This window comes from Streptomyces sp. NPDC059917 (assembly GCF_042730635.1).
Taxonomy (GTDB): Bacteria; Actinomycetota; Actinomycetes; order Streptomycetales; family Streptomycetaceae; genus Streptomyces.
This window is the reverse complement of the sequence record NZ_JBHWLC010000032.1, coordinates 46,174-62,939: the sequence shown is the minus strand read 5'-3', so window position 1 is coordinate 62,939 and position 16,766 is coordinate 46,174. Positions and strand designations below refer to the sequence as shown.

Here is a 16,766-nt window from a genome sequence, read left to right as displayed (position 1 = left end):
GGCGGCATCCGGCCACCGGTCCGTAAGCATCAAGCGCATGTTCCAAGGGAAAATGCCAGAACACCCTTCAGCGGTGTTGAACTTCAGTAAGTTCCTCTCTGTCGCGCCGCACGACCGTGCACCACGCACGACCGGCCGGGAGGGGAACCCGCGTGCCCGGGATCGACGAATGCCTGCTCGAAGCCATGACGCTGCCCGGTGCGCGAGGGGCCGCGCTGGTGGACTGGAGCAGTGGACTGGCCCTCGGCACCGCGGGGGAATCACCGGTGGGGGACCACGAGACCACCGCCGCGGAGACCGCGGAGCTGGCCCGGGCCGCCGCCGAATACGAGTCCTTCGCGCCCGGTCCGCCGGACGGGGACGGCCGCCCCGCCCCCGGTGACGAGGAGGGCCCGCCCATCGAGGACCTGATCGTCACCACCCGCACCGGCTACCACGTGCTGCGCTTCGTCGAGACGAGCTTCGACAGCAGTGTCTTCCTGCACCTGTGGCTGGACCGGTCCCTGGGCAACCTCGCCCTCGCCCGGCTCAGACTCAGGGACCTGGCGGAAGGGCTGGTGCTCAGATGACCACCGCGCCCTTCGCCGCCGACACCGTGTCCGGCCCCACCGCCGTCTCCCCGCTGCTCACCCGGCTCGCCGCCGAGCGGGCCACCGGAGCCCTCCTGCGCGACCGCGGCACCCTCTTCCTGGAGGACGGACGGATCGTGCACGCCGAGAGCCCGGCCACTCCGGGCCTCGACGTCCTGCTCACCAAGGGCGGCGGACTCGCCCCCGAACGCTGGCGGGAGGCCGTGGACCGGGCCGGAGCCCGTCGCCAGGTCGCCCGGTTCCTCGTCGACAGCGGCGGGCTCGCCGGCGGCGAACTGGAGATATGCCACCTCGCCGCGATCTTCGACGCCGCATTCTTCGCGCTCTCCCCGGGCAGCGGACCCTCGCGCTTCCGGCGCGGGGCCACCCACTGGATCGGCTCGGTGCGCTCCGTACCGGCCGCCGCCGTGGAGCGCGAGACCCGGCGCCGGCGCGAACTGCTGGACGCGGTGTGGCCGTACCCGCTGCTCGACACCTCGCCGGTGGTGCCCCGGGCGGCCGCGCCCGGCCAGACCGTCACCAGCCGCCAGCGCATCCTGCTGCGGCAGGCGGACGGGGTGCGCACCCCCGCCGCACTGGCCTGGGTGCTGGGACGCCCCGCCTTCCACACGCTGCTCGACGTACGGCGGCTCGCCGCCGCCGGTCTGGTCGAGACCCCCCACGCACCGGTGCCCGGGCCCGCGGCGGAGCCGTTGCCGCAGTGGTTGACCGAGGCCCAGACCCCGGACGTGGCTCTGCTCCGCCGGTTACGCGACGCACTGGAGGCAAGCCTGTGAGGCTCCCGCTGCGACCGCGCGCCGACCGGCGGCAGGCCGAACGGGGGCGTCAAACCGAAAGGAGACTGCCCATGGTGCCCGCCGAGGCCGAAGCCGAGATCCTCGCAGAGCTGCGGCGGCTGCGGGCCCGGGTCCCCCAGCTCACCGGAGCCCTCGCCGCCAGCGCCGACGGGCTGGTGCTCGCCCGGGACACGGCCGCCACCGAGGCGGAAGCCGTGGCGGCGCTGACCGCCGCGGCCCTCGGAGTGGCCCAGCGGCTCAGCGACAGCACCGGACAGGGCGACTTCCGGGAACTGCTCGTCCGGGGCGAGCACGGGTACGTCGCCACCTACGCCGCGGGGGACGCCGCGGTCCTCACCCTGATCGCGGAGCCGCGCGCCAACGTCGGCCGGCTCCATCTGGAAGCCCGCCGCTCCAGCCTGCGGATCGCCGAGCTGATAGACGGCGTCCTCGGCCGCCGCGGCCCGCAGGCCATCGAGGGACCCCGCTGACCCCGAGCACCACGCACCGCACCACCTGCCATCACCGCACCACCCATCGCCCCATCACCAGTAGGAACACCGGAAAGGAATCCCCCATGGCCAACGTGGAGACCGCCCTCAAGGAGACCACCACCATCGACGGCGCCATCGGCGCCGCCCTGGTCGACTACGGCAGCGGCATGGCCCTCGGCACCGTCGGCGGCGGCAAGGACTTCGACCTCTCGGTCGCCGCCGCGGGCAACACCGACGTGGTGCGCGCGAAGGTGCGCACCATGGAGCTGCTCGGCCTCAAGGACGAGATCGAGGACATCCTCATCACCCTCGGCTCGCAGTACCACCTCATCCGGCTGCTGCGCGGCCGCAACGCGCAGGGCCTCTTCCTCTACCTGGCGCTCGACAAGGAACGGGCCAACCTCGCGATGGCCCGGCACCATCTCAAGCGGATCGAGGCGGAACTCGAGGTCTGACGGCACGTTCATTCACGGTGGGGTGGCGAGCGGTCGAATTCTTTGCCGTTCGCCCCCGTCACCTGCGATGTTTTGTCCGGATTGGGTGGAGTTTATAATCCCGTTACAGAGTAAGATGCTGTAATTAGCTGATCATTGACTGACAGACCCGCTGGAGAATTCGTCACCCATGCCCCCGCGCCTGAGCATCGTCGTCCCTGTCTACAACGTCGAGCTCTACCTCGATGAGTGCCTGGAGTCTCTCGCCGCGCAGACGTTCGGCGACTTCGAAGTCATCATGGTCGACGACGGCTCGACGGACACGAGTGCCGTCATAGCCAAGGCCTTCGCCGCACGGGACGGTCGCTTCCGACTGGTCATGCAGGAGAACGCCGGACTCGGCGCCGCCCGCAACGCCGGCGCCCGGCACCTGTCGGAGGGTAGCGAGTACCTCGCCTTCGTCGACAGCGACGACACCCTGCCGGCGAACGCCTACCAGCTGATGGTGGACACCCTCGACGAGACCGGCTCCGACTTCGTCGGCGGCAACGTCCTGCGGTTCCGCTCGGTCGGCATGAACCAGTCGTGGGGGCACAAGGCGCCCTTCGCCAAGACCCGGCTCAAGACGCACATCTCCAAGTTCGCCCCGCTCGTCACCGACCGGACCGCCTGGAACAAGGTCTACCGGCGCACCTTCTGGGACGAGCACGGTTTCCAGTACCCGGAGGGCATCCTCTACGAGGACGCCCCCGTCAGCATCCCCGCGCACTACTTCGCCGCCAGCGTCGACGTCCTCAGCGACGTCGTCTACCACTGGCGCGTCCGCGAGACCGGCGAGCGCTCGATCACCCAGCGCTCCACCGACCCGGTCTCGCTCGTCGACCGCGTCACGTCCGTACGCCTGGTCCGCGACGCCCTCCAGGCCAAGTCCGGCGCCAAGTACGCCCGTTACCTGCGCGACTACGACCACAACGTGCTGAGCGAAGAACTCCCGCTCATCTACAAGTACGTGCCCGAGGGCGGCCAGGACTTCCGCGACGCCTTCGTCCGCGACGTCGGCGCCCTGGTCCGCGAGATCGGCAGCGAGCCCTGGAGCGACCTCACCGTCGCCGACCGGCTCAAGGCCTACCTCGCCGGCGAAGGCCGCGTCGAGGACTTCATCGCGCTCCTCAAGCACCAGGGCGACTTCTCCTACAGCGTCCCGGTCAAGGGCCTCGCCCGACCGCAGGCCGACTACCCCTTCCTCCAGGGCCGCCCGCCGGTCCCGGCCAAGGTGCTCACCCTCGGCCCGCGCGAACGCCGCGTCGTCAGCAAGCTCGAACACGCGGCGTGGAGCGGCGGCAAGCTGCTGCTGCGCGGCTACGCCCTGCCCGGCCACCTCGGCGCCGAGAGCCGCCTGGGCTCCCGCAAGATGCTGATCTTCCGGGAGAAGGGCAAGCGCCGCCGTACGGTCGTCAACACCCGCACCGTCGCCGCGCCCATGGCCACCGTGAACGCGGCGCACCTCGCGCTGCGGCACGCCGACTGGGCCGGTTTCACCGCCGTCGTCGACCCCTCCGTCTTCCAGCAGGGCGGCAAGTGGCGCGACGGCACGTGGACCACCTCGATCGCCGTCACCGGCGCCGGTGGTCTGCACCGCGCCCGGCTCAAGGGCGGCGACCACGACAGCGGTCTGACCCCGCCCGCCCACTGGGTGGCGCCCGACGTCCGGATCGTCCCCACCGTCGCCGGTGCGCTGACCGTCACGGTCGAGGTCGTCCGCGCCCGGGTCCTGGACGTGCGCCCCGACGCCGACGGCACCGGCTTCGTGGTCAGCGGTGAGCTCGCCGCCGACTTCGGCGCCGGAGCCGCCCTGCGCGCCCAGCACCAGAACAGCGGCACCGTCGTGACGCTCCCGCTGGAGACCACCCCGGGCGCCCACGGCGGCCGCAGCGCCTTCACCGTGCGCGTGCCCGTCGCCGACCTGGCCGCCGTGCCCGACGCGGTGCCCGCCCCCGGCGAATGGCTCCCCGAGCCGTGGAACCTGTCGGTGACCCGGGCCGACGGCACCGCCGTCGACCTCGCCCACGACGAGCGCGGCGGGTTCACCGGCCTCGTGGTGCCCGTCCCCGGGGACGACACCGGCCGCTCCGTCTTCGTCAAGCGCACCGCCGTCGGGCACCTCTGCTTCGCCCTCCAGCCGTCGCCGCCGCTGGTGGAGAGCGTCACGGCCGAGGACGGCAGGCTGACGCTGCGCGGCACCTACCTGCCGCCCGCCGACAGCGCCGACGAGCCGCACGAGCTGGTCCTGCACAACTGGCACGGCGAGGAGTACAGCTACCCCGTCACCCTCGGCGACGGCCGCTTCGAGGCCTCCTTCGTCCCGGTGCTGCCCGAGCACTTCGCGGGGCGGACCACGCTGCCGCACGGCCGCTGGTGGCCGACGCTGCGCCCGGTCAGCCGCGGCGGCGTCACCGCGAGCCTGCTCGGCGTCGACCGGGGCGCCCCGGTCCAGATGCTCGCCCCCGCCCTCGGCAGCGGCCCCGCCGGCCTGACCGTCGACGGCCGGCGGATGCGCGTGGAAGCGCGCTTCTTCGACCGCATGGCACTGGTCGTCGACCAGCTGCTGACCCCGCACGACCGCTCCCGCTACGCGCAGCGCATCGCCCGCGACGTGACCTACCCGCAGCAGCGCCAGGCCCCGGTCAAGGACATCGTGGTCTACGACACCTTCCAGGGGAACGGCGCGGGCGACTCGCCGCGCGCCATCCACGAGGAGCTGGTGCGCCGCGGCGAGAAGCTGGAACACGTCTGGCTGGTCCGCGACGGCCACACGGAGGTCCCGCCGACCGTGCGCGCCGTGCAGTACCGCAGCCTGGAGGCGTGGGACATCCTGGCCCGCGCCCGCTACTACGTCGCCAACGACAGCGTGCCCGCGCCGTTCTTCCGCCGCGAGGGCCAGGTCGTCGTACAGACCTGGCACGGCACGCCGCTCAAGCAGATCGGCCACGACTTCATCCACGACTACTACTCGAGCCCCGAGGTGCTCGAAGCGCTGGAGCACGACAGCGCCCAGTGGTCGCTGCTGGTCTCCCCGAGCAGCTTCGCCACGCCCATCCTCAAGCGCGCCCTCGGTTTCAAGGGCGAGGTCATGGAGGTCGGCAGCCCGCGCGCCGACGCCCTGGTGCGCCCCGACGCCGACCGGATCGCCGAGGTCCGCCGCCGTCTTGGGCTGCCCGAGGGCAAGAAGGTCGTCCTCTACATGCCGACCTGGCGCGAGAACAACGAGGGCTGGTCCAACGGCTACAAGCTCGACCTGCGCATCGACCTCGACGAGGCCCGGCGCGAGCTGGGCGAGGACCACGTACTGCTGGTCCGCGGCCACTACCGGGTGACCGAGCAGGTCCGCGACGCGGTCCGCGACGGCTTCGTCCTGGACGTGTCCCGCTGGGCCGACACCACGGACCTGCTGCTGGTGGCCGACGTCCTCATCTCGGACTACTCGTCCGCGATGTGCGACTTCGCGCTCACCGACCGGCCGATCCTGCTGTTCACCTACGACCTGGCGCACTACCGCGACACGCTGCGCGGCCTCACCGTCGACCTGGAGGCCAAGGGCCCGGGTCCGCTGCTGCACGACGCGACGAGCCTGCTCGCCGCGGTGCGCGACGCGGACGCGATCGGCGCCGAGTACGCGGAGCGGCGCGCGGCCTTCCGCGCGGAGTTCTGCGACCTGGACGACGGCCGGGCCGCCGAGCGGGTCGTCGACCGCATGCTGGAGATGTAGCCCGTACGGGTGCTTCGCAGACCGGTCCCGGGCGCACCGATGAGAATCGGGCCCGGGACCGGTCTGTATGGGAGGGACGAGAACCCGCCCACACCCGCTGGAGGCATTCATGATCAGCAAAGGCTTCACCACGTGCCTGTGGTTCGACGGCACCGCGGAAGCGGCCGCCGACTTCTACCTCTCCGTCTTCAAGGACGGCAGGCGCGGCCGGATCGGCCACTACACCGACGCGGGCCCCGGCGAGGTCGGGTCCGTGATGGTCGTCGAGTTCGAGGTCAACGGACAGAAGTTCGTCGCCCTCAACGGCGGCCCCCTCTTCACCTTCACCGAGGCCGTCTCCTTCCAGATCCACTGCTCCGACCAGGCCGAAGTGGACCACTACTGGGAGGCGCTGACCGCCGACGGCGGCGCGGAGTCCCAGTGCGGCTGGCTCAAGGACCGCTTCGGCCTGTCCTGGCAGGTCGTCCCGGCCGAGGTGATCGACCTGATCAGCGACCCCGACCCGGAGAAGGCCGCACGGGCCAGCGCCGCCGTGTACACGATGAAGAAGATCGACCTGGCGGCGGTGCGCACGGCCCACGCGGGCGGCTGAGCCGCGGGGCCGGGGCGCAGCGATTAGACCTGGACCTCCTGGAGCCGGTCGAGGAGCGCGGGCAGGGCGCTTCCGATCGGTTCCCGGATCACCTCGTCGGCGAGCGGGTCGTACGGGGTCTCCTCCGCGTTCACGATGATCAGCCGGGCGCCGTGCTCGGCCGCGATCCCGGCCAGCGAGGCGGCGGGCTGCACCTGGAGGGTGCTGCCCACGGCGATGAAGACCTGGCAGCCCTTGGCCACCGCCACGGCCTGCGCCAACACCTCGGGATCGAGGCGCTCGCCGAACATCACGGTCCCGGCCTTGAGGATCCCGCCGCAGGTCAGGCAGGCGGGGTCGGGCTCGCCCGCCGCGACCCGGTCCAGGGTCTCGGACATCGGGGAGCGGACGTGGCACCGGGTGCAGACGACGGCCCGGGCGGTTCCGTGCAGCTCGAAGACCTTGCGGTCGGGCATTCCGGCGAGCTGGTGCAGCCCGTCGACGTTCTGGGTGACGACCCGCACCGGGGTCCCGGCGCGCTCCATCGCGGCCACGGCCAGGTGCGCCGCGTTGGGCAGGGCGCCGAGCGCGGCGATCTCGGCGCGCATCAGCCAGGACCGCCGCCGGATCTCCGGATCCGCCATGTAGTACTCGTAGGTCACCAATTTTTCGGCGCCGGGCTCCCGGCGCCACAGGCCCTGCGGCCCCCGGTAGTCCGGAATCCCGGAATCGGTGGACATTCCGGCCCCGCTGAACACGACGACGAGTGGCTTCCCCATGCCCCGACCCTACGCAGCCCCCGCCCCCCGGGGCGAAGCATTAAGCGGCGCGCCGACCGGCCGGTGGCGCCGGTGGCGTCACTGCACGCAGAACTCGTTGCCCTCGGGGTCCGCCATCACCACGTGCGACATGCCGTGCTCCGCCACCGTCCGCAGCACCGTGGCCCCCAGCGCGGTCAAGCGCTCGCTCTCCGCGTCCCGCCGCTCCGGACCGAAGTGCAGGTCGATGTGCATCCGGTTCTTGCCCTGCTTGGGCTCCGGCACGGCGTTGAAGAGCACGCGGCGCCCCAGCCCGACCCCGGTCGCCGGGTCGACCGGGTCCTCGGGGTGGCGCACGGCCGCGGCGCCGCGCCACACCTTCCGGCCGTCCACCACCATCCAGTCGGCGTCCGTGACCGCGCCGAAGCCGATCAGCCGCTCGATCAGCTCGGAATGCTCCTCCTGCGCGTATCCCAGCGCCGCCGACCAGAACCGCGCGAGGCGCAGCGGATCGGCACAGTCGACGACGAGTTTCCACTGCACAGCGGTCATGGGGTCCTCCGCGAGGGATCGGATCCTGTTCTGGGATCCCGTTATATCCGGGCCCACTGACATCAGCTGAGTACGGGTACTCACGTCCGCGCGGCGCGCGTTGGCGATACTGATCGTTCGGCCCCGCCCGCGGGGTACCACCCGTCAGGGACCCTGGAGACGTTTTGACACCCCGCCGCATTCCCGCTGCCGTCCTCTCGGTCTGCGCCCTGCTCGCGCTGACCGGCTGCGGCACCACGTCGACCACGGGGGGCGGCGCCGATCCGGTCCCGGCCGTTTCCCCGAGCGTGGACTACGCGGCCCGCGCCCGGGCGGCCGCGGCCCGGCACGACCAGCTGTACCCCGAGATCGCCGCGCGGTGCGCGGACCGGGCCACCGGCCTGCCGGAGGCGCCGCAGGGCAGCGCCGGGACGGATCCGGAGGCGGACAAGTACGCCGAGAACCACGCCTTCAAGCGGGAACTGCCCGACACCCCCAGGGAGCAGTGCCTCGGCCGGGCCCACGCGGACCGCATCCGGGCGGCCCTGACGGGGGAGGGCAGGACGGTCCCGCACACCGAGGCGGAGCTGCGGACCGCGCTGGAGGGGCTCGGCTACGCGGTGGATCCGGGCGTCATCAAGAGCGGTCCGGGGCAGACCGGCACCCTCTGGTTCCAGCTGCGCGTCCACGAGGGCGGGCCCTGCGTCGGCGGCCAACTGCACGACCCGGTGCGGATCGAGACCCACGGCTCGTACATGGAGGGCGGCTGCTGGGAGCCCCGGGGCGGTCACTGACGGGCCGTCGGCCGCGCGGGCACCGTACCGGGACGGACCGCACCTCTGGTACAACACCGCACATGAGCGCATTCGAGATCGTCGGCGCGAGCGCCGCGGACATGGAACTGTTCCGGGCGTGGTCCGACGACGAAGGATGGAATCCCGGTGACACCGACCGGTTGGCCTTCGCCGTGGCCGATCCGCGCGGCTTCCTCGTGGGGCGCCTGGACGGCGAGCCCGTGGCCTGCGTCTCGGCGGTCCGCTACGGCGCCGGGTTCGGCTTCGTCGGCTTCTACATCGTCCGCCCCGCCGTGCGCGGGCAGGGGTACGGGATCCAGCTCTGGCACGCGGCCATGGCCCGGCTCGACGGGCGCCTCGTCGGCCTGGACGGGGTCGTCGCCCAGCAGGACAACTACCGCAAGTCCGGCTTCCGTTCGGCCTGGAACAACGTCCGCCACGAGGGCGTTCCCGGCGACTTCGGGAGCCCCGGCGCCGGCATCGAGGTGATCGACGCCCGCTCGCTGCCCTTCGCCGAACTGGCCGCCTACGACCGGCGGTTCTTCCCCGAGCCGCGCGATTCCTTCCTCGCGGCCTGGACCGGGCTGCCGGGCCGCACGGCGCTCGCGGCCGTCCGCGACGGGCGGGTGGAGGGTCTCGGGGTGATCCGGCCGTGCAGTGCGGCCTCGCGGATCGGTCCGCTCTACGCCGCCACCCCGGCCGTCGCCGCCGCCCTGATCCAGCGGCTGGCGGCGACGGTGCCCGGGGCCCCGGACGGGGGAGCGGGACCGGTGGCGGTGGACGTGCCCGACGCCAATCCCGCCGCCCTCGCCCTCGTGTCCGGACTCGGCCTGGTCCCCACCTTCGAGGCCGCCCGGATGTACACGGGCCCCGCGCCGGAGGTCGACCTCCCCGGTCTCTACGGGGTGACCAGCCTCGAACTGGGCTGACCCGGGGCGATCGTCAGAACGCGAACAGGGAGCCGCTGCCGCCCCGCATCGCGCAGCGGTTGGCGAAGGTGTGCTGGTAGGTGTAGTGCTTGCCCTGCCACACTCCGTCGGCCGTGACCGTCACCGGGTCCCATTCCCTGGTGCACGGCCCGGCGGAGCCGCCGCGGGTGATCGTGTCGGCCTGCCCGGCGGCCGCGAGTAACTCCGTACACGCGCCGGCCGGGTCCGGGTGGGTCCCGCTCGGGCGGGGTGCGCAGACGAGCGTCACGGCGCGCAGGACCGTTCCGTTGCGGGCGTCGTCGCCCGCCGTGATCCCGAGCACCAGCGCGGACGGCGCGTAGAGGCTCTCGGTGCCGGAGGGCGCGGCGTCGGCCGCCCCCGACCCGGCCAGTGCGGTGAGCGCGGTGAGCGCCATGGCCGCGGAAGCGAGACCCATACCCCTTGCGATGGACCGCATTTCGAACACTCCCTTGGGTGGTTGTTTCGGATAACGGACACGAGTGTTGCCCACCCAGGGCGCGTCCGCTCACCCGCACCCCCATTTCACGTCACCGAAAGCGACCAGGTGATTGCTGGTTGTGTCGGTCCGGACTCCTGTGACCTGTAGGAAAACCTGTATAGAACCTGTATACGAAACGGCCGAAGATCGGTCCGTCGACATCGGGCCAGCCGACGCCCGCGGCAGGCCGGTATCCGGTCGGTGCGGGGCCCGGCGGCGCGGCCGCGGGGCCGGGCGGAAGGCGCGAAAGCCCTAGTGGGGGGCGTACAGGTCGAGCAGGCGGGTGCGGGTCTGGTGCAGGCGGTGGGCCAGTACCCGGCCCACCCAGTGGCCCACGGCGGAACCGAAGGCCGGGTCGGCGTCCATCAGCATCCGGACCGTGGTTCCGTCGAACTCGTACGCGCGCACCGGGGTCATCGCCTCGGCGCCCAGCTGCCAGACGTAGGGCGGGAACAGCCACGACCAGCCCACCAGCTCACCGGGGCCGAGGCTCTCCACCGGGGTGGGCCGGCGGCCGGGGACCGGGATCTCCAGGGTGACGGTGCCGGAGCGCACGATCCAGAAGGTTTCGGCGCGGTTTCCTTCGTCGAAGATCCGCGCGCCCTCGGGGAAGTTGACCTCGTGGGCGTGGCTCATCAGCCGCCCGCGGTGTTCCGTGGACAGGGCGGCTGCGATCCGGATGGGGGAAGGGTTGCTCACGACGGCCTCCGATCGGGACCCCCCGCTCCACCCAGTGTCGCCGACCGGCGGCCCGATGGCCGTTCCCGGGCGCGATCCGCCGTCATTCGTCGCCGTTGGCCTCCAGGCAGGCCAGCTCCATCGCGTCGAGCACCGCCTCGTAGCTGCGCTGGCTCAGCTCCGCGACGTTCTCTATCTGGGCGGTCGCCCACGCGGAGAGGGTCATCACGAGGACCCGCAGCCCGTCCGTGCCGTGCTCGGCGAGGATCGCGTCCGCGAGGACCATCGCGTCCTCCGGCACCCGCTCCGGCGGCTCCAGCCCGGCCAGCTCCCGCAGCAGCGTGATGGTGCGGCGCGAGATCTCCGGGGTGATCCTCGCCAGCCGCATGTCTTCTTCCCTGTCCATCCGCCCCCGCCTTCCGTCGACCGAGCCGATCCCCCTGCAGGCACGGTAGAGGGGCCGGGGCCACGGCGTGGCGCTTTCTCCAGGGTGCCCGCCCGCCGGGGACCCGGCGGGCGGCCCCGTCGCCCTTCCGTCGGCGGCGACCGGCCGGTAACTTGACCGCGTTCATTCATGTCTGACAGGCGACCGGACCGGCAGGTGCGAGATGCAGAGCCCCCTGAACGTGGCCCGCCACGCCCTTCTGCGGTGTGCGCCGCTGCTGTGCGCGCTGCTGGTCACGGCCCTCGCCGTACCGGCCGGACCGGCGCGGGCCGCCGGGGACCGGCAGGAGCGGGAGGCGGCGGCGGGCGCCGTCCCGGCGGCCGCGGCGACCTGGACGCCGCCGCTGTCGACCCGGGGCCGCTACGTCGTGGACGCGAAGGGCGAGCGCATGCGGCTGCGCTCCGGGAACTGGGACGGCGCCCAGGGCTCCTGGAACGGCTCCGGGAACGCGGCCGACCCCGCCACCCACCACGCGGGTCAGGACTCCCACGGGATTCCGCTCGGCCTCGACCGGACCCCGATCGCGGCCCTGCTCGCCGACTTCCACGCACTGGGCCTCAACAGCATCCGGCTGCCCTTCTCCGGCGAGATGCTGCGCACCACCGCCCCCGTCCCGGACGCGGCGGTGGCGGCCAATCCGACGCTGCGCGGGAAGACGCCGTTCCAGGTGTACGACGCGGTCGTCGCGGCGCTGACCGCCGACGGATTCGCGGTCATCCTCAACAACCACACCAACACCACCCGGTGGTGCTGCGGCCTGGACGGCAACGAACGCTGGAACAGCGGGCGTTCCACCGCCCAGTGGGCCGACGACTGGGTCTTCCTCGCCCGGCACTACCGCGGCAACCCGCGGGTGGTCGGCGCCGACCTCTACAACGAGGTGCGCCGCGACACCCTGGACGACCCCAACTGGGGCCTGGGCGACGGCCACGACTGGTACGCGGCGGCCGAGGAGGCCGCCGACCGGATCCTCACCGAGGCCAACCCCGACCTGCTCGTCGTCATCGAGGGCATCAACTGGACCGGCATCCCGCTGGACGGCCTGCCGCACGGCCGCCCCACCCTGACCCCCGTGCGCACCCTCTCCCACACGCTCGTGGCCTCGGACAAGCTGGTCTACTCCGCCCACTTCTACGGCTACACCGGGCCCCACCACAGCGGCGCCACCGGGCTCGGCGAGACCCATGACCCGCGCTACCAGGACATGAGCGCCGCCGAACTCGAACAGACCCTGTACGACCAGGCCTTCTACGTCGCCGCGGAGAGCGGCAACCACTTCACCGCCCCGGTGTGGATCAGCGAGTTCGGCATCGGGGCCGGTGAGGGCGGCGCCGCGCAGCGGACCTGGTTCAACCGCCTCACCTCGTACCTGGCCACCTCCGACGCCGATTTCGCGTACTGGCCGCTGGTCGGCTGGAGCACCACGGCGCAGGGCGCGCCGGGCGGCGACGACTGGGCCCTGCTCCGCTACGACGCCGCGGGCCGCCGCACCGGCGTCCTGGACCCGGGGGACTGGCGCACCGCCCCCTGGGCCGCCCTCGCCGCCTCCGCCGGGCGCGTCGGGCCGGTAGCCCCCGTCACCCGCTGGTCGATGCTGACCACCGACCACCGCGACCAGGTCGCCTCGCTGCTCACCCGGGCCACCGGCGACTGGGACGGCGGCGCCCGCAAGGCGGTCTGCCCCGATGGCTCCGGGCTGGTCGGCCTGAGCCACACCGGGGGCCGGGGCCTGTGCGTCGGCTCGGGGCTGCGGGCCGCGACGGGCGCGCAGAGCGTGGTGCGCGACGAGCGGTACGTACCGGCCGGTGGCGACTGGGCGGGCGGCTACACGAAGCTCCAGTGCCCGGCGGGCCAGTTCCTGATCGGGTACAGCGTGCGCGGCGAGCGGCTCTCCGCGGCCCTGTGCGCGCCGGGCCGCGCCGGTCTCGCCGGAGCGGGCCGCACGGTCTGGTTCGACCGGGGCGACAACCGGCCGCCGGGCGCGGCGGGCGGGGAGTTCGCCTACGGCGCCTACAAGGGCCAGTGCCTGCCCACGGAGTACGCGGCGGGCATCGCCTTCACCACCCGGGTCGGGTCCCGGCCCTCCGCCGCGGCGCTCCTGTGCCGCGCCGCGCCGGTCGGCTGAGGGGGCGCCGGGCGCGTCGGGAGCGCGCTTTTGCGCATCCGATGGGTCAAGTGTGGTGAACGCGGCGCGAAATCGTCCTAGTGTGCGCCCTACGCACGGCACCGGTTCGGCTGTTTCCGGCCATGTGCGCACACGCACCGCCGTGCACCTTCATCACCTCGCACTGTGAACTGGGGGGTTCATGCGCAGATCCAAAGGCCTGGCGGCCGCTCTCGCCCTGGCCCTGTCCGGTGGCGCCACCGCCATCGGTCTGGGCCTCGTACCACAGGCCGCGGCGCTCACGCCGCCCGTGGCCTTCACCGCCGACGCGCTGTCGACCTGGCAGCCCAACGGGGTCGTCTGGGCGCTCGCCGAAGCGAACGGCACGATCTTCGCCGGTGGCACCTTTTCGGCCGTCCGGCCGCCCGAGGGCGGCGCCGGGGCCGAGCAGTCCGCGGTCAACTTCGTCGCCCTCGACGCGGCGACCGGCGCCCCGACGGCCTGCAAGCTCTCCTTCACCGTCGGCGGCGGCACCGCCACCGTCCGTGCGCTGGCCCTGTCGCCCGACAAACAGACCCTGTACGCGGGCGGGTACTTCGGCGCCGTCAACGGCACGCCGGTCTCCAGCCTCGCCGCGATCGACGTGGCGACCTGCACCCCGAAGGCCGCGTTCCACCCGTCCTTCGCGGCCACGGTCCGCGCGCTCGCCGTCACCGACGACACCGTCTACGCGGGCGGCGACTTCCTGACCGTCCAGGGCCAGTCGCGCCAGCGCTTCGCCGCCGTCGCCACGGCCGACGGCGCCCTGCGGCCCTTCACGGCCGACGCCGACGAACCGGGCCGCGCGGTCGAAGTGACCCCCGACGGCCAGAACGTGCTGATCGGCGGCGACTTCTTCACCGTCAACGGTGCGAACACCCACGCGCTCGCCGTCGTGGACGCCACCAGCGGCGCCCTCGCCAAGTCCTACCCCGGCTTCATCGAGACCAACTCGGTGGTCAAGGACATCGCCGTCGACGCCACCGGCTTCTACACCGGCAACGAGGGCACCGGGGGCGGGGTCTTCGACGGCCGGATCGCGCTCGACCTCGACGGCTTCGGCCAGCGGTGGCGCGACACCTGCCTCGGCGCCACCCAGGCCGTGCTGCCCTACCAGAACGTGCTCTACAGCGCCTCGCACGCGCACGACTGCTCCAGCGTCGGGGAGTACCCCGACGGGCAGCGCCACCACCTGCTCGCCGAACCCACCACCAGCACGGCGAAGCTGGGCTGGGCCCCCGACACCAACGACGGCATCGGCGAGGGCATCGGACCGCGCGTGATGACGGTCGGCTCCAAGGCCGGGGTCCAGTACCTGTGGGTCGGCGGCGAGTTCACCACCGTCAACGGCTCCGCGCAGCAGAGCCTGACCCGCTTCGCCTCCACCGGGGACACCGGGGCGCCGACCGTCCCGGTCGCGAGCGCGGTGAGCTTCAAGCCGGGCCAGGTCCAGGTGCGCTGGCGCACCAGCCTGGACCTCGACGACAGCACGCTGACGTACAAGGTCTACCGGGGCGGCTCGGCCACGCCGATCGCCACGGTCGCCGCCGACTCGCTCTTCTTCCGGCGCCCGCAGGCGTCGTGGACCGACACCACCGTCGTGGCGGGCCAGTCGTACAGCTACCGGGTGACCGCGACCGACGGCGCGGGCAACACCAGCGCCCTCTCCGCCACGGCATCGGTGACCGTACCGGCCACCGCGGACGCCTACCCGAACCAGGTGCGCACGGACGGCGCCGCGCAGTACTGGCGCTACGACGAGAGCGCGCTGCCCTTCGTCGCCGACTCCTCGGACGGCGGCAACTCCAGCGGTGTCCACCTGAACGCCCCGGCGCTGCGCCAGACGCCCGGCGCGGTCACCGGCGCGAGCACCGCGATCGGCTTCAACGGCACGGACACCCAGGTGTACGGCGACCGCCGCTCGACGGTCGGGAACACGTACACGCTGGAGACCTGGTTCAGGACGAACACCACGCGCGGCGGCAAGCTCGTCGGCTTCGGCAACAACCAGACGCGCGGCAGCAGCCAGTACGACAAGCACGTCTACATGACCAACGACGGCCGCCTCACCTTCGGCGTCTACACCGGCGCCACCCGCACGATCACCACCGGCGGCGCCGCCCGCTACAACGACAACCAGTGGCACCACGTCGTCGCGACCCAGGGCGCGGGCGGCATGGTCCTCTACGTGGACGGAGTGCAGAAGGGCACCCTGAACGTCACCACGAACGAGAACTTCGCCGGGTACTGGCACGCGGGCGGCGACAACCTGAACGGCTGGCCGGAGCGCCCCACGAGCGACTACTGGGCGGGCCAGCTCGACGAGACCGCCGTCTACCCGACGGCCTTGACCCCCGCGCAGGTGCAGAACCACTACGCCCTCGCCACGGCTCCGGCGGACTCGGTCGTCCAGGTCCGGGCGGCCGAGGACACCTACGCCAACGCGGGCGCGCCCGGCACCAACTTCGGCACCTCCGGCTCCCTCGCGGTGGGCGGCAGCGCCCTCTATCAGAGCTACCTGCGCTTCGCCCTGCCCGCGGCGCCCGCCGGTACGGCCTTGAAATCGGCCACGCTGAGCGTGAAGACGAACACGATGAGCGGGGCGGGGACCACCGACACCGTGTCCGTGGTGCCGGTCACCGGCGCGTGGACGGAGACCGGCACGACCTACTCCAACCGTCCGGCCCTCGGCGCCACCGCGCTCGGCAGCTTCGCCGGCATCGCGGACGGCTCGGCGGTCGCCACGACCGCCCTGGACCGGGCCGCCGTCGCCGCGGCCCTGAACGGCTCCTACAGCCTGGCGCTGACCAACGGCGGCGCCGACCCGGCGTGGCTGTGGTCCTCGGAGGCGGCCGCGAACGAGGGGACGCCCCAGCTGACCCTGACCTTCGGTCCGCAGTAGTAAGGAGGCACCACTTCGTCGAGGGGGCGCGGGCCGACACGGTCCGCGCCCCCTTCGCGCGTCCCGGTCAGGGGGCGGGGGACGGGCCCGGCCCGCCGTGCCCGATGTGGGCCAGGACCTGCTGGAGCAGCGCGCTCACGTGGGCGTCGTGCAGCTCGTAGACGACGCTGCGGCCCGTGCGGCGGCCCGTGACGAGGTCGAGGTGGCGCAGCAGCCGCAGGTGGTTGGAGACGGTGGGCTGGCCGAGGCCCAGGTCGTCGGCGAGTTCGCCGACCGAGCAGGGCGCGTGCAGCAGCCGGGCGAGGATCCGGATCCGGGCGGGCGAGGCGAGGCCCTGCATGACCTCGGCGACCGCCTCGGCGTCCGGCTCGGTGAGGGTGGGGGCGGCCGAGGGTTCCATGGCGTCACTCTAGGTCAACGGATTGAGATGTGCACAGATTCATATATTTGGATGTG

General features: G+C 72.7%; 16 protein-coding genes. 10 read left to right on the top strand and 6 right to left on the bottom strand.

The features are described from left to right. The first annotated feature begins 152 nt into the window (after positions 1–152). The 6 genes from ACFWAR_RS20060 (at position 153) to ACFWAR_RS20035 (ending at position 6,652) form a co-directional block, all read left to right on the top strand. Positions 153–569 (top strand): hypothetical protein, encoded by a 417-nt coding sequence (locus ACFWAR_RS20060; RefSeq protein ID WP_385778924.1) that lies wholly within the window; start codon positions 153–155, stop codon positions 567–569. Beyond that, positions 566–1,366: a transcriptional regulator gene (locus tag ACFWAR_RS20055; RefSeq protein WP_385778922.1), complete on the top strand. Its 801-nt coding sequence runs from the start codon at positions 566–568 to the stop codon at positions 1,364–1,366. The genes ACFWAR_RS20060 and ACFWAR_RS20055 overlap by 4 nt, the downstream gene beginning before the upstream one ends. 71 nt (positions 1,367–1,437) lie before the next feature. Beyond that, complete coding sequence (locus tag ACFWAR_RS20050) at positions 1,438–1,857, top strand: roadblock/LC7 domain-containing protein (RefSeq protein ID WP_385778920.1); 420 nt, start codon at positions 1,438–1,440, stop codon at positions 1,855–1,857. 86 nt (positions 1,858–1,943) lie between these two features. Further along, positions 1,944–2,315 carry a hypothetical protein gene (locus tag ACFWAR_RS20045; protein WP_385778918.1) on the top strand — a complete coding sequence of 124 codons (372 nt, stop codon included), beginning with the start codon at positions 1,944–1,946 and terminating at the stop codon, positions 2,313–2,315. Between the two features lie 169 nt (positions 2,316–2,484). Continuing rightward, entirely contained in the window at positions 2,485–6,060 is a 3,576-nt protein-coding gene (locus tag ACFWAR_RS20040; protein WP_385778916.1) for a CDP-glycerol glycerophosphotransferase family protein, read from the top strand. A 109-nt stretch (positions 6,061–6,169) separates the two neighbouring features. Then, entirely contained in the window at positions 6,170–6,652 is a 483-nt protein-coding gene (locus ACFWAR_RS20035) for a VOC family protein (RefSeq protein WP_385778914.1), read from the top strand. Between the two features lie 23 nt (positions 6,653–6,675). Here the strand turns inward: ACFWAR_RS20035 and ACFWAR_RS20030 are convergent, their stop codons facing one another. Further along, complete coding sequence (locus tag ACFWAR_RS20030; RefSeq protein WP_385778912.1) at positions 6,676–7,410, bottom strand: NAD-dependent deacetylase; 735 nt, start codon at positions 7,408–7,410, stop codon at positions 6,676–6,678. 78 nt (positions 7,411–7,488) lie between these two features. After that, positions 7,489–7,941 (bottom strand): VOC family protein, encoded by a 453-nt coding sequence (locus ACFWAR_RS20025; RefSeq protein ID WP_385778910.1) that lies wholly within the window; start codon positions 7,939–7,941, stop codon positions 7,489–7,491. A 164-nt stretch (positions 7,942–8,105) separates the two neighbouring features. Here ACFWAR_RS20025 and ACFWAR_RS20020 point away from each other — a divergent pair, with 164 nt between their 5' ends. Both ACFWAR_RS20020 and ACFWAR_RS20015 read left to right on the top strand, forming a co-directional pair. Continuing rightward, complete coding sequence (locus ACFWAR_RS20020; RefSeq protein WP_385778908.1) at positions 8,106–8,714, top strand: hypothetical protein; 609 nt, start codon at positions 8,106–8,108, stop codon at positions 8,712–8,714. A gap of 62 nt (positions 8,715–8,776) precedes the next feature. Beyond that, the gene (locus ACFWAR_RS20015) at positions 8,777–9,643 is read left to right on the top strand and encodes a GNAT family N-acetyltransferase (protein WP_385778906.1); all 867 of its coding nucleotides are present in this window, start codon (positions 8,777–8,779) and stop codon (positions 9,641–9,643) included. 13 nt (positions 9,644–9,656) lie between these two features. On the opposite strand, the gene ACFWAR_RS20010 is transcribed toward ACFWAR_RS20015, so the two are convergent. The 3 genes from ACFWAR_RS20010 to ACFWAR_RS20000 form a co-directional block, all read right to left on the bottom strand. Beyond that, the gene (locus ACFWAR_RS20010) at positions 9,657–10,079 is read right to left on the bottom strand and encodes an SSI family serine proteinase inhibitor (protein WP_385778904.1); all 423 of its coding nucleotides are present in this window, start codon (positions 10,077–10,079) and stop codon (positions 9,657–9,659) included. Between the two features lie 315 nt (positions 10,080–10,394). Further along, entirely contained in the window at positions 10,395–10,841 is a 447-nt protein-coding gene (locus ACFWAR_RS20005) for a Crp/Fnr family transcriptional regulator (protein WP_385778902.1), read from the bottom strand. Between the two features lie 82 nt (positions 10,842–10,923). After that, positions 10,924–11,226, bottom strand: coding sequence for a hypothetical protein (locus ACFWAR_RS20000; RefSeq protein ID WP_351049094.1), 303 nt, complete (start codon positions 11,224–11,226; stop codon positions 10,924–10,926). 202 nt (positions 11,227–11,428) lie between these two features. Here ACFWAR_RS20000 and ACFWAR_RS19995 point away from each other — a divergent pair, with 202 nt between their 5' ends. Beyond that, a complete protein-coding gene (locus ACFWAR_RS19995) occupies positions 11,429–13,390 on the top strand; it encodes a glycoside hydrolase family 5 protein (protein ID WP_385778900.1) in 1,962 nt (653 codons plus the stop codon). Positions 13,391–13,571: 181 nt separating this feature from the next. Continuing rightward, on the top strand, positions 13,572–16,310 hold the full coding sequence (locus ACFWAR_RS19990; protein ID WP_385778898.1) for a DNRLRE domain-containing protein: 2,739 nt from the start codon (positions 13,572–13,574) through the stop codon (positions 16,308–16,310). A 67-nt stretch (positions 16,311–16,377) separates the two neighbouring features. Here ACFWAR_RS19990 and ACFWAR_RS19985 read toward each other — a convergent pair whose 3' ends face one another. Continuing rightward, complete coding sequence (locus ACFWAR_RS19985; protein ID WP_385778896.1) at positions 16,378–16,710, bottom strand: ArsR/SmtB family transcription factor; 333 nt, start codon at positions 16,708–16,710, stop codon at positions 16,378–16,380. Positions 16,711–16,766 lie beyond the last annotated feature (56 nt).